A 12,759-nucleotide genomic window follows, 5' to 3' on the forward strand; every position below is an offset into this window, starting at 1 on the left:
TTCGTACCTTTGTTCCGAGGTTAAGTGTTTCATTTTAGCAATACAAAATTACTTAATCTTAAGGAGACTTCGGTCTCCTTTTTTGTATTGCTGTTTTACTCGTTGATGAATCTCTTGAAACGGATCGTTCTTGGGGGCGGACTCGGCCGCCCCCGCCACTCCGGGCATCCCCTGCCGAGGAGAGAGGGAGGCTTTGGTTATGTGGATTGAAAGCTAATACTGTGCGTTTCTATTTGGATTCTTCAGAGTCAGTGACATTAAATTCTTCATGTTCAGACTGGCCACATTATACTCTTGACATCTTACCACCCACCGGGAAAATCCGCTGACCCGAGATACTCAACTTCTTTGACAACCGCTCAACAAACGCATCTGCCGAAGCGATCAACTCAAAAATCAAGGCATTCAGAGCCAAACTACACGGCGTAAACGATACTAAATTTTTCATCTTCCGACTTTGCAAAATATACGCTTAAACACAGGTTTTTTACCATGCGCCCAAATTAGTCCATCCGCTGCCCGGTTTACCATACGCCGTACGGGAGTAAAGAAAAAGGTCTGTGTCGGATGACACAGACCTTTTTCTGAGGGGTGAGGTGTGGGGGTCGAACCCACGACCTTCGGAACCACAATCCGACGCTCTAACCAACTGAGCTAATCTCACCATTTCGATGGTGCAAAGGTACAACTATTTTTGTAACCCACCAAATGTTTTGAGAAAAAATCTATCAATAGGCGACATTTTTTTATCAGGGAACGATGTCGTGTCACGCAAGACATCGACATTATGATGAATAAAGATATTCTCGGCAGAAGCCTCAAAAGCCTTACACTGTGACTTCCATGTCGCATCATAGTACTTTTCAACAGGCACCAATCTGAAATTACCACCATCGGATGGTGGAACAGTAAACACCAGACGATAATCGGCCTTATCGACAACAGCACGTCCATCGGCATCGCGCTTCAGCGACACTTTAACCATGGCACCACCACGAGTATCACGTGTTTTCATATTGGAAATGAAATTTCCAAGCGAATATACCAACAACACTTTGCGGCCCTGCGCATTATAGCGCATCTCCATAGGCTGTATTACATGAGGATGAGAACCGATTATAATATCAACACCTTCATCAATAAGAAAATCGGCAAGAGCACGCTGCGAAGATGCAGGTAATAACTCATACTCGTTGCCCCAATGTATGCATACCGCAATAAGTTCAGCTCCGGCCGACCGTGCGGCTGAAATATCGCCTCTCATCAAAGTGCGGTCAATATAATCTACCTTTGCCGGTGTAGTAAGTTTTATGCCGTTTGTGCCGTAAGTATAATTAAGGAAAGCCACTCTAAAACCGTTAATCACCTTCACAAATGGCACAACCGAATCACGCTCCTGTTGATTGCGGTATGTACCGATATGATCCACTCTCCTGTCGTCAAGACAATCTATGGTGCGCAACAGTCCCTTGTCGCGCTTGTCAAGGGTGTGGTTATTGGCCGTAAGCATCATATCGAAACCGGCATCGACAAGAGCATCGAGGTAACTGTCGGGCGCACTGAAACATGGATAGCCGGTATAAGGTTTTCCGGCAATCGTAGTCTCAAGATTAACTACAGCATAATCGGCGGCATCTATGTATGCCTCGACTGCGGAGAAGCACTGCGAGTAGTCATGCATACCGTCATCTCTACGAGCGGCATCAATCTGCGCCTGATGTTGCATGGCATCGCCGGCAAATACGATATCAGCCCCGGGCCCGTCAGCAAATAACGAGCCCAAGGTGAACAATATGATATTAAAAAAAGGAGAGAGCATATTATTGTATTGTTATTTTCCGTATATGGCACCTTGTCCGGCAAGAAGCGTATTCTTCATAAGCGAACATATGGTCATAGGACCTACTCCACCGGGAACAGGGGTAATATAAGAACACAACGGAGCCACATTGTCAAAATCGACATCGCCCCGCAGACGGAATCCGCTTTTACGAGTAGCATCGGGCACACGGGTAGTACCGACATCAATTATAACCGCACCCGTCTTCACCATATCGGAAGTAACAAAACCGGGACGTCCCAAAGCCGCGATTATAATGTCGGCTTCACGGCAGATATCCTTAATATTTTCAGTGGCACTATGGCATACGGTTACAGTAGCGTCGCCCGGATTGTGCTTCTGCATCATCAGTGAAGCCACCGGCTTGCCCACGATATTGCTGCGTCCGAGCACCACACACCGCTTGCCTTTGGTGTCAATGTCGTAACGTGCGAGCAGCTCCATTATGCCGGCAGGTGTAGCCGACAGATAACAAGGTAGTCCTATAGACATACGGCCTACGTTTATCGGATGAAATCCGTCGACATCTTTACGATAGTCTATGGCTTCGATTATTTTCTGCTCCGAAATATGAGAAGGCAGAGGAAGCTGCACTATGAAGCCGTCGACATCATTGTCGCGGTTAAGTACATCAATGGCTTCAAGAAGACGCTCCTCAGTGACATCAGACTCAAACCGTATAAGCGTGGACTTGAACCCACACTGCTCGCAGGCGCGTACCTTATGAGCCACATAGGTCTCGCTACCCCCGTCGTGGCCAACCAATATGGCCGCCAAGTGAGGGCGTTTCTTACCCTCGGCAAGCATTTTTTCGACTGTCGCCGCTATCTCTTCTTTTATGGTATCGGCTACTTTTTTACCGTCAATAAGTGTCATTACAACTAATGATTTTTAAGTTTTCCTAAATATAAAAACAGCGCACCGGCAACTGCATACCGATGCGCTTTATGAGTTAACGTTCTACGCGTGTATTACTTGCGAGCGATAGTATCACTTACAGTAAGATGAGCACGACCCTTAGCGCGACGGCGAGCAAGTACCTTGCGGCCATCGGGGGTAGACATGCGTTCACGGAATCCATGCTTGTTCACTCTTTTTCTGTTAGAGGGCTGAAACGTTCTTTTCATCGTTTTATAATGTTATTGTTTTTATAATCAAGACGCATAAAGCGAGTGCAAAATTACATAAAACATTTTATTAATGCAACACTATTAGTATCTTTTTTCAGCGTTGCAATACAATAAGCCGCGGCACATCGCCGGCATTTACAAAAAGTGACCGTCCTTTCATATAACGCATGGCCCGCAATATGGCAGTTTCGACAAGCGGCGCGGTCTTGACTATGCGGTCGAGCTGACCGATATTTACATTTGTCACACGGTTATCGGCAACCACGGCTACAAGCCCCGAGACGAATACGGTAGAGTGCTCCTCCCTATCAAAACGGCTCACTTCGACTTTGCCATCGACAATCGCCACAAGTGACTGCCGGTAAACCTGTCCGGCATGCAGCACGGCATGACTAAGATACCTCATGACTGCACCACCCTATTCTTTCTTGCCGTTAAGATAGCGCTTCACTCCGGAGCGGTCGTACCTATCAGGGTTGAACCGTGTACGTATCAGCGATATGCTGTCGATATAAGTCACCTCGCCTTTCTCGGGCGACACACCGAGCATGCCATAGACATAGCGCAGGTGCTTGGCTGTGTCGACAGGGAATGTTATGGTATTCCATCCGTCCTGCCCTATCTGGTGTGCAATGTAGTCGGTGGTGCCGTCGTTGTATTCCCCCGCAATAGTCCAGCGTATAGGCGACCGGCGATTGCGCACATACACACTCCATGTGTATACGTCGCCGTCCTCCCAGTTGTCATCACGCTTAAGGCCGAACTTCATGTTGTCGGACGGCATGCCATAGGCAAAACGGCGGTATTTGGCGTCACTCCAAGCATCGACAGAGTCACCGACAACCGCAAGTTGCACCCTCTCGCCGCTATTTGACACATCGGCATCTTTAAGATCGGCCTCAAGACGCTCTATGACCATGTCATACACCTCAATGTACTTCTCCACGTTATGCCCGTACCACACAAGCGAAGTATCGACCTGCTCGGCGGTGACTCCATGCTTCATGTATACCGACTGCTTAAGCACCTTGCGCAATGAGTCGTTGCGATAAGAAGCGCTGTTAAGGTCTATGACACCTTCGCCTTTATGTATGTCGACCAACAGGTCAGCCATGTCATCGGGCTTTATCACATAATCGGGCGTCCGGTCGCATGCGGCCGAACCGAGCGCTATGACGCCACATATCAAATATTGCCGGAATTTATTCATTTTTCCTTTTCAACACTCTTTTCCGCAATAGGAGCGGAAAGGTATTTGGAATAAAACAATATCAATATAAATATGCCTACCGTAATAGCGGAGTCAGCGATATTAAATATAGGCTGGAAGAACAGGAAATACTCGCCGCCGACAAAAGGCACCCATGAAGGCCAATAAAAACTGAACAGCGGAAAATAAAGCATGTCCACGACCTTGCCGTGAAACAACGGCGCATAACCGCCATCCGGCGGGAACATGACAGCCACTTCCGGCGGATATGGATTATTGAATATCATGCCGTAAAACACGGAGTCAACGATATTGCCAGCCGCGCCCGCAGTAATCAACGCGCAACAGGCTATATATCCGGCCTTGATATCAGGACGTTTTCTCATATGACATATATACCATATGCCAAATCCCACAGCCACGATACGAAACAACGTCAGAAACAACTTGCTTCCGAGTTCCATACCGAAAGCCATGCCGTTATTCTCGATAAAATATATTCTAAACCAGTCGGTTATTACAAACTCCTGTCCGATATACATATGGGTTTTCACCCATATTTTCACCAATTGATCGACCAGAAGCACTCCGGCTATGATTATAACGGCAAGCCAGCCTTTAGACAGCTTCATCTATATAATTATCTTATAGGGTGTTTCTTTCCGCTTTCTTTGGCCTCGACGCTCAATGTGGCATGAGGCACGGCAAGAAGACGTTCCTTAGGTATAAGCTTGCCTGTCTGACGACATATACCGTAAGTTTTATTTTCTATTCTCACGAGAGCGGCCTGCAGATGCTGAATAAACTTCATCTGACGCTGAGCCAACTGACCGGCCTCCTCCTTACCGAGAGTGCTGGCACCCTCTTCAAGCACTTTAAATGTAGGCGACGTGTCGGCCGTGTCATTTCCGTCACTGTTCATGACATTGGCTTTCAACAGGTCATAATCGCGCTGTGCCTTTTCAAGTTTTTTCAGGATAAGTTCTTTGAACTCCTGCAACTCCTCATCTGTATAACGTGTTTTTTCACTCATAATAAAAATGTATAATTTAGGTTAGGATATCAAATTAATAACTGCGTTAAGCTCTATGCCGTCAAGGTCGAGAGTCTCAACCTTGTCATCAGCAGCTATCGGAGCCACAGACACCGATGAAGCAAGCACCTGCTTCGCTATATAGTCGCCATAGGCCTCAATAGCCGCATCGGTATTTTCATTAGGAGCGAAAACGACGACAATCTTGTCCACTATGTCGTAATTACGTCCTTTACGTATGTTCTGAATACGATTAACAATATCGCGGGCAATACCTTCACGACGCAGGGCGTCAGTAACCGTCACGTCAAGGGCCACCGTAAGATTGCCCTCATTGGCCACCTGCCATCCGGGGATATCCTCCGATATTATCTCCACATCAGCCAGCTCGACGTCAGCAACCGCACCGTCAATGTCAAAAGTAAATCGTCCGTCACGCTCAAGAGCGAGTATATCGGCCTGTGACATAGACGATACTTTTGCGGCAAGCGCTTTCATAATCTTGCCATATTTCGGGCCGAGTTTTTTGAAGTCGGGTTTTACGCGCTTAACGAGCACACCCTCATCGTTTCCTACAAATTTTATCGACTTGACATTTACTTCACTCAATATCAGATCGGACATAGTCGCTATCATGTCTTTCTGACGATTGTCAAGTACGGGTATCATAAGAGTCGACAGCGGCTGACGTACTTTTATGTTTACCTTACGACGCAGGGCGAGCACCATCGAAGTCACATCCTGCGCGAGCTTCATACGCTCTTCAAGATCGGAATCGCTCTCGCCCGCAACAGGGAACAAGGCAAGATGTACCGACGAAACACTATCCTTAGTCACTGAAGTAAGGTCAGTATACAAGCGGTCGGCGAAGAACGGAGACACAGGCGCAATAAGCAACGCCACAGTCTCAAGACAGGTGTATAGAGTCTGATAAGCGGCAAGTTTATCCTTGTCCATCTCTCCTCCCCAGAAACGTTTGCGATTAAGACGCACATACCAGTTGCTGAGGTTGTCATTGACAAATTCATTTATGGCACGCGCAGCCTTGGTGGGTTCATAGTCATCCAATGCCGACTCAACCTCACGTACAAGCGTGTTCAGCAGCGAAAGTATCCATCGGTCTATTTCAGGTCTTTCAGCGACCGGCACCTGCGGCTGTGAATTGTCAAAGCCGTCAACATTGGCATATAGAGCGAAGAAAGAGTAAGTATTGTAAAGTGTAGCAAATAACTTGCGGGCCGTCTCCTTCACACCTTCGGGATCATATTTAAGATTATCCCATGGTGAAGAATTTGCAATCATGTACCATCGCAACGGATCGGAACCGAACTCGTTTATAGCCTCAAACGGATTCACGGCATTGCCGAGACGCTTCGACATCTTGTTTCCGAAACGGTCAAGCACAAGCCCGTTGGAAATTACAGCCTTATAGGCCACCGAGTCAAAGACCATACCTGCAATGGCATGAAGAGTAAAGAACCATCCGCGCGTCTGATCGACACCCTCTGCTATAAAATCGGCCGGATAAAGGTCACCGGAGTCAAGGCCCTCTTTGTTCTCAAACGGATAATGTATCTGCGCATAAGGCATAGCGCCTGAGTCAAACCACACATCGATCAGGTCAAGCTCACGATGCATAGGCTTGCCGGTTGATGACACAAGCACTATGTCATCGACATAAGGTCGGTGAAGGTCAATCTTCTCATAATTTGCCTTGGAATAGTCACCGGGCACAAAACCCTTATCCTTATAGGGGTTTGCTTCCATCACTCCGGCCTTGACCGATTTTTCGATCTCATCATACAACGTCTGCACGCTGTCGATACATATCTCCTCAACACCGTCGTCAGTACGCCATATCGGAAGCGGCGTACCCCAATAGCGGCTACGCGACAGGTTCCAGTCCTGAAGGTTCTCCAACCATTTGCCAAAACGGCCCGAACCGGTGGACTGGGGTTTCCATTTTATAGTCTCATTATTGGCCATGAGCTTTTCGCGGGCGGCTGTAGTGCGTATAAACCAGCTGTCGAGCGGATAATAAAGCACGGGCTTGTCGGTACGCCAACAATGAGGATAGTTGTGCACATGCTTCTCTATCCTGAACGCTTCACCGGCCTGCTTCATCTCTATGGCTATGACCACATTAAGATCCTCGGACTTCTCGGCGGCCTTGTCATCATACTTGCCGTCGACGTTAAAACGCGGGTCGTAAGCATTTTTGACATAATCGCCTTCATGACGCCCGTACAGCTCCACATTGACGCAGTGCTCAACAAACGGCTTGGCGCAGTCATCGAGGAGATAATACTTTCCGGTAAGATCCACCATAGGACGGGTCTCTCCCTTCGCATTGATCATAAATAACGAAGGTATGCCGGCGGCTTTAGCCACACGTGCGTCATCGGCGCCGAAAGTAGGCGCGATGTGTACTATGCCGGTACCGTCTTCCGTAGTAACATAATCGCCGGGGATCACACGGAACGCCTCGGAAGAAAGTTCGACAAAATCATCCTTGCCGACAGCGAAAACCTTTTCAGGGCATCGGGCGGCATATTCTTTTACAAATTCGGGCGAATTGTCATTAAGCTTTTCGGTGGGCTTCACCCAAGGCATCAACTGGTCATACTTCATGCCTATAAGGTCGGAGGCCTCATACTCGGCCACAATACGGTAAGGTACCGTCTTATCACCGGGCTTATAGGTATCCATCGGCAGTTCGGCGCCTTCGGGTTTGAAATAAGCGTTCACCCGTGCCTTTGCCAAGACAACGCTTATCTTATCTCCGTTATAAGGATTATATGTATTGACAAGCACATACTCGATTTTCGGCCCCACACAGAGAGCGGTATTGGATGGCAGAGTCCAAGGAGTGGTAGTCCATGCGAGAATACAGGGAGTACCCCACCCGAGCATTTCGGGTTTAGGCTCCGAAATACGGAACATGGCCGTCACCGTGGTATCCTTGACATCGCGATAGCATCCGGGCTGGTTAAGCTCGTGTGTGCTCAATCCGGTTCCTGCTGCGGGTGAATAAGGCTGAATGGTATAGCCTTTATATAGATAGCCGTTCTTATACAGCCGGCTCAACAACCACCATACAGTCTCGATATACCGGTTGTCATATGTTATATACGGGTCATTCATGTCGACCCAATATCCCATCGAGTTGGTAAGATTTTCCCACTCTTTGGTATATTTCATCACTTCGCGGCGACAGGCGGCATTATAGTCGTCAACCGAGATTTTTTTACCGATATCCTCCTTGGTTATACCGAGAGACTTCTCGACTCCAAGTTCTACCGGAAGTCCATGAGTATCCCATCCGGCCTTACGCTTCACATGGAAGCCTTTCATAGTCTTGTAACGGCAAAATATATCCTTTATGGTACGAGCCATCACGTGATGAATACCCGGCATACCGTTGGCCGACGGAGGTCCTTCGTAAAACACAAACGACGGCGCACCCTCACGCACTTTCATGCTCTGCTCAAAGAGGTTCTCTGAATTCCAGCGTTCAAGGACGCTTCGATTTATCTCGGAAAGATTGAAATTGTTATATTCGTTAAATTTCTTTTTCATCTCAGTGACTAATTTGCCTAATGTAAATTTTTTGCAAATTTACAACAAATCAGCCAAATTAAAAACTTTTATACGTTCTTACTTATAAAAGACCGGGATGATTAATGTATGTCACGAAGAAGGCTAAAAAATTCAGCTCTCATCTCTGGAGTTGAAAAAAGCCCGTTGTATTCAATTGTGGTCGTGCTTGAATCCTGCTTCTCCACACCACGCATCTTCATGCACAGATGCTGGGCATTGCAAGCGACAATAACCCCTTTGGTATGCAACGAGCGCGAAATACTGGCGCATATTTCGGCCGTAAGACGCTCCTGAACCTGAAGGCGGCGGGCATATACGTTTACCGCACGGGCGAGTTTTGAAAGGCCTATCATCTCTCCGTCGGGAATATAACCGACCGATACACGTCCGAAAAACGGCAGGATATGATGCTCGCAGAACGAGTAGAACTCTATATCCTTTACTATGACCATCTGAGAGCCGGCATACTCAAATATCGCCGATTTCATTATATCATCGGCATTTTCGCGGTAACCCTGAGTTGCATAATACAAAGCCTTGGCCGCCCTCACAGGCGTCTTTTCAAGGCCATGTCGCGACGGGTCGTCGCCGAGAAGCCTTATTATGCCTTCATAATGCTCCGCTATCCGCGCTATTACCTGATCCTTATCCATCACTTGAAAAAAATCAGTCGTCCGCCACTATTATACGATCGCGCACGACCCTTATCTCTCTGCTATAACGGGGAAAAGCCTCCTTAAGCTCATGAGCGGCAGCATTTGCGTCGTCCTGAGTACGGAAATTTCCCACACGCAGTCTCCAATATGGAGAACTATACACTACGTAAGTCGGATATTGAGGAAACCGTGCGGCCACATTGCGTGCCCGGGTACGGGCTTCAGCCTTTGCAGTACGGGCATTGTTGTCGGAAAACACCTGAATACGATAACCGCCCGTCTTGCCTGACGCGGGGCGCGCTTCCACAGTCGCGTGCGGGGCCTCGTATATCAGCCTATGCTCCAATGCCTCTGGCATGATGACTGTTATGGCACTATCGGCCTCGATATGCTCCACAATCGACGCCCTCCGCGATAGAGAATCGACAGTCTCGGCGCTTGCTGACATGTGCCACATACCGAGAAGCAACATTATCAAAATCCTTGTTATCTTCACTTATGTATCGGATTGAATTTCGTGCAAAGTTAGTTAAAATATAATATACTTGCAATATAAAAAAGACGGATGCCTGCCGGAATATACCGGAGCATCCGTCGTTCAATGATTTATTTCTATATCGGAAATCCGAATCAGAATGCATTTACAATGCCCATGAACGATGCTGCATCAAGAGCGGCACCGCCGATAAGTCCGCCGTCAACGTCGGGCTTTGCAAACAGCTGGGGAGCATTAGAGGGCTTACAGCTTCCGCCATAAAGGATGGAGGTATCCTCAGCCACTTCCTTGCCGTAACGCTCGGCTATGACACCGCGGATAAACGCATGCATGTCCTCAGCCTGATCATCGGTAGCGGTCTTGCCTGTGCCGATGGCCCATACCGGTTCGTAAGCGAGTATAATCTTTCCGAAATCCTCAGCCGACAAATGGAAAAGAGCATCCTCGATCTGCTTCTTAACTACCTCGTTGTAGGTGCCGTTCTCGCGTTCTGCAAGCACTTCTCCGATACAGAAGATAGGAGTCAGATTGTTTTCAAGGGCGAGAGCCACTTTTTCCTTAAGAGTCTCAGAAGTCTCACCATAGTACTGACGACGCTCCGAGTGTCCGAGTATCACATAAGTGGCACCGGTAGAAGCTACCATTGAAGCCGATACCTCGCCGGTATAAGCGCCTGACTTGTGGTCAGCGCAGTTTTCAGCACCAAGACCAAGCTTGCTCTTGTCAATCACTTCATTTACAGTTGCGAGATGAGTAAAGGGAACGGCAATAACCACATCACACTTGGGAGTTGCATCCTTCAAAGCCTTGTTCACTTCACATGCAAGAGCCACACCTTCCTGAAGATTGGTGTTCATCTTCCAGTTTCCTGCTACAATTTTCTTTCTCATTCTTAATATATATATTAATTGATATATTTGGTATTGCTTTATTATCTGCAAAATTAATTATTTTTTCCGATTTCTACGCGAGAAATGCAATTTTACTGCCCTTCCGCTTCTATCGATACCCCACAGCACCGCTTCAACACCCAAGAACAGAACGGTAAGCAGCCAGAACAAGAAAGTTCCGGAATATGTCAACAGATCAAGGGCATTATCGTCAGCCGATGCAAACCAGTCGCTGTCAATCGATGACAAAGAGCGCTTCCATACTATATGGCCGTCTTTAAGATACACCACCGACACATTACCTCGGGCCAGCTCTTTAAGCGAAGTATCTTCAGCCGTATAGATGTCATATGACGCCAATGAGAAATCTCGCCAGAACTCCACTCCTTTGCTGTCGGCTCCAAGAATGGCTATCATCTCTCCCCCGAGCGACCTCACATAGCGGTTCATGTCATTTATAAGATATGTCGATGAAGCATCCAGATTTTTCATCTCCGGAATCAGCACCAGAACCTGTATGCCTTCTCTGGCAATAACCTCTTCGGTTACATCCTCATCACCGTCAAACACAGCCAACGTCCGCTCCTCCTGAACGTTCACCCGCTCCGGCTCAACCCGGTCGACAAAAGTCCATGTACTGTCGGGCAATTCATTCTCGCCGAACTCCCTGCTCTCACCGTTTTTTTCATATATAAACCGCCATGCGCCTTCATAATCATCGTCACGGTCATATAACAATGCAGTACCCTCCTTGTAAGGACGGAAATCGACAAGAGGCTGCACATTATATCCGAAAAGACCGATTATAACGATGTACACGACCGCCACAAAACCGACGAGCCACTGCGAATATGCAGAGAATAATCCACGCACCTCTCGATTATGAAACAGAAGATAGGCCAACATCACCGATATGACTACATTCTTAATAAATGTGGCCGTATTGGATATAAGCAGAAAATCGCCGAAGCATCCGCAATCGCTTACAGGATTGGCAATGGCTATATAGAGCGTAAGCGGCAACATGCCCAGCATAGTCAAAGACATCAGCCATACACATGTTCGCTTATAACATCCGGTTATCAGAAACCATCCGGTAAGAAATTCAAGAGCCGAAAGCCCCATAGCCACCACAAGGACCAGAGAACGGGGCTGCGGCCATGACCATACATTGAGGTATTGCTCTATCTTGTAGACAAAACCCCATACGTCAATCATTTTTGTCGTTCCCGACACAATGAACACCGCACCGACCAGTATGCGGAAAGCCCATACGATAGCCTTGTTGTGACGGCTTAAAAACTCACTCATTTCCTTCAGTCAGCTTTATTATGGCGAAAACGGAGTAATTTATCATGTCCTGATAATTGGCGTCTATGCCTTCAGACACGAGTGTCACTCCGGCATTGTCCTCAATCTGCTTGGTCCGCATAAGTTTCTGAAGTATGATGTCGGTATACGAATGTATCCTCATGCCGCGCCAAGCCTCATCATAGTCATGATTTTTCTTAATCATAAGCTCGCGTGTAAAGGCTACGTAGCGGTCATAAAGCTGTATGGCTTTATCCATATCAAGGTCCTCCTTGTCGCAGAATCCGAGTTCAAGCTGAATAAGTCCTATGACACCATAATTGACAATAGCCATAAACTCCGGAAGTATGCCCTCGCCTACCTTTGACACTTTTTTAGTCTCCAGCGACCTTATGCGTGTGGCTTTTATAAATATCTGGTCAGTGACCGACTCCGGACGCATTATTCGCCACGAAGCACCGTAATCCTTCAACTTCTTAACAAACACGTCACGACACTTTTCAAGCGCGCGATCAAACTGAGCTATTGTATCGGCCATAAAAATATTGCTTTTATCATTGCAAAGATAGCATTATTACACGATATCCCGAAAA

Annotated in this window: 13 protein-coding genes, 1 tRNA gene and 1 pseudogene; 1 reads left to right on the plus strand and 14 read right to left on the minus strand. The window is 47.4% G+C overall.

Going from position 1 to position 12,759, the window contains the following annotated elements:
• Positions 1–332 precede the first annotated feature (332 nt).
• A pseudogene (locus tag FW767_RS03125) lies at positions 333–476 on the plus strand (transposase); the annotation flags it as partial.
• 113 nt (positions 477–589) lie between these two features.
• Here the strand turns inward: FW767_RS03125 and FW767_RS03130 are convergent.
• The 14 genes from FW767_RS03130 to FW767_RS03195 form a co-directional block, all read right to left on the minus strand.
• Positions 590–665: transfer RNA gene (locus tag FW767_RS03130), tRNA-His, on the minus strand.
• 23 nt (positions 666–688) lie between these two features.
• Entirely contained in the window at positions 689–1,819 is a 1,131-nt protein-coding gene (locus FW767_RS03135; protein WP_121698335.1) for a CapA family protein, read from the minus strand.
• A 12-nt stretch (positions 1,820–1,831) separates the two neighbouring features.
• Positions 1,832–2,716: a bifunctional methylenetetrahydrofolate dehydrogenase/methenyltetrahydrofolate cyclohydrolase FolD gene (gene folD, locus FW767_RS03140; RefSeq protein ID WP_121698334.1), complete on the minus strand. Its 885-nt coding sequence runs from the start codon at positions 2,714–2,716 to the stop codon at positions 1,832–1,834.
• 95 nt (positions 2,717–2,811) lie between these two features.
• Entirely contained in the window at positions 2,812–2,967 is a 156-nt protein-coding gene (rpmH, locus tag FW767_RS03145; RefSeq protein ID WP_121698333.1) for a 50S ribosomal protein L34, read from the minus strand.
• A 97-nt stretch (positions 2,968–3,064) separates the two neighbouring features.
• Entirely contained in the window at positions 3,065–3,376 is a 312-nt protein-coding gene (locus FW767_RS03150) for a hypothetical protein (RefSeq protein ID WP_121698332.1), read from the minus strand.
• A 12-nt stretch (positions 3,377–3,388) separates the two neighbouring features.
• On the minus strand, positions 3,389–4,180 hold the full coding sequence (locus FW767_RS03155) for a DUF4296 domain-containing protein (protein ID WP_121698331.1): 792 nt from the start codon (positions 4,178–4,180) through the stop codon (positions 3,389–3,391).
• A complete protein-coding gene (locus FW767_RS03160) occupies positions 4,177–4,812 on the minus strand; it encodes a lipoprotein signal peptidase (RefSeq protein ID WP_121698330.1) in 636 nt (211 codons plus the stop codon). The genes FW767_RS03155 and FW767_RS03160 overlap by 4 nt, the downstream gene beginning before the upstream one ends.
• 8 nt (positions 4,813–4,820) lie before the next feature.
• The gene (locus tag FW767_RS03165; RefSeq protein ID WP_121698329.1) at positions 4,821–5,213 is read right to left on the minus strand and encodes a TraR/DksA family transcriptional regulator; all 393 of its coding nucleotides are present in this window, start codon (positions 5,211–5,213) and stop codon (positions 4,821–4,823) included.
• Between the two features lie 21 nt (positions 5,214–5,234).
• Positions 5,235–8,792, minus strand: coding sequence for an isoleucine--tRNA ligase (gene ileS, locus FW767_RS03170; protein WP_121698328.1), 3,558 nt, complete (start codon positions 8,790–8,792; stop codon positions 5,235–5,237).
• Between the two features lie 101 nt (positions 8,793–8,893).
• Positions 8,894–9,466, minus strand: coding sequence for a GTP cyclohydrolase I FolE (gene folE, locus FW767_RS03175; RefSeq protein WP_121698327.1), 573 nt, complete (start codon positions 9,464–9,466; stop codon positions 8,894–8,896).
• A gap of 13 nt (positions 9,467–9,479) precedes the next feature.
• Positions 9,480–9,965 (minus strand): SPOR domain-containing protein, encoded by a 486-nt coding sequence (locus FW767_RS03180; RefSeq protein WP_121698326.1) that lies wholly within the window; start codon positions 9,963–9,965, stop codon positions 9,480–9,482.
• Positions 9,966–10,099: 134 nt separating this feature from the next.
• A complete protein-coding gene (gene tpiA, locus FW767_RS03185) occupies positions 10,100–10,855 on the minus strand; it encodes a triose-phosphate isomerase (RefSeq protein ID WP_121698339.1) in 756 nt (251 codons plus the stop codon).
• Positions 10,856–10,912: 57 nt separating this feature from the next.
• A complete protein-coding gene (locus FW767_RS03190) occupies positions 10,913–12,166 on the minus strand; it encodes a BT_3928 family protein (protein WP_121698325.1) in 1,254 nt (417 codons plus the stop codon).
• A complete protein-coding gene (locus FW767_RS03195) occupies positions 12,159–12,704 on the minus strand; it encodes a DUF1599 domain-containing protein (protein ID WP_121698324.1) in 546 nt (181 codons plus the stop codon). The genes FW767_RS03190 and FW767_RS03195 overlap by 8 nt, the downstream gene beginning before the upstream one ends.
• Positions 12,705–12,759 lie beyond the last annotated feature (55 nt).

Source organism: Heminiphilus faecis, from assembly GCF_008728965.1.
Taxonomy (GTDB): domain Bacteria; phylum Bacteroidota; class Bacteroidia; order Bacteroidales; family Muribaculaceae; genus Muribaculum; species Muribaculum faecis.

Coding starts and splice junctions, on each gene's coding strand:
- FW767_RS03195 (WP_121698324.1), bottom strand. CDS start 12,704: ATGGCCGATACAATAGCTCAGTTTGATCGCGCGCTTGAAAAGTGTCGT.
- FW767_RS03160 (WP_121698330.1), bottom strand. CDS start 4,812: ATGAAGCTGTCTAAAGGCTGGCTTGCCGTTATAATCATAGCCGGAGTG.
- FW767_RS03150 (WP_121698332.1), bottom strand. CDS start 3,376: ATGAGGTATCTTAGTCATGCCGTGCTGCATGCCGGACAGGTTTACCGG.
- FW767_RS03155 (WP_121698331.1), bottom strand. CDS start 4,180: ATGAATAAATTCCGGCAATATTTGATATGTGGCGTCATAGCGCTCGGT.
- ileS (WP_121698328.1), bottom strand. CDS start 8,792: ATGAAAAAGAAATTTAACGAATATAACAATTTCAATCTTTCCGAGATA.
- tpiA (WP_121698339.1), bottom strand. CDS start 10,855: ATGAGAAAGAAAATTGTAGCAGGAAACTGGAAGATGAACACCAATCTT.
- rpmH (WP_121698333.1), bottom strand. CDS start 2,967: ATGAAAAGAACGTTTCAGCCCTCTAACAGAAAAAGAGTGAACAAGCAT.
- folD (WP_121698334.1), bottom strand. CDS start 2,716: ATGACACTTATTGACGGTAAAAAAGTAGCCGATACCATAAAAGAAGAG.
- folE (WP_121698327.1), bottom strand. CDS start 9,466: ATGGATAAGGATCAGGTAATAGCGCGGATAGCGGAGCATTATGAAGGC.
- FW767_RS03135 (WP_121698335.1), bottom strand. CDS start 1,819: ATGCTCTCTCCTTTTTTTAATATCATATTGTTCACCTTGGGCTCGTTA.
- FW767_RS03165 (WP_121698329.1), bottom strand. CDS start 5,213: ATGAGTGAAAAAACACGTTATACAGATGAGGAGTTGCAGGAGTTCAAA.
- FW767_RS03190 (WP_121698325.1), bottom strand. CDS start 12,166: ATGAGTGAGTTTTTAAGCCGTCACAACAAGGCTATCGTATGGGCTTTC.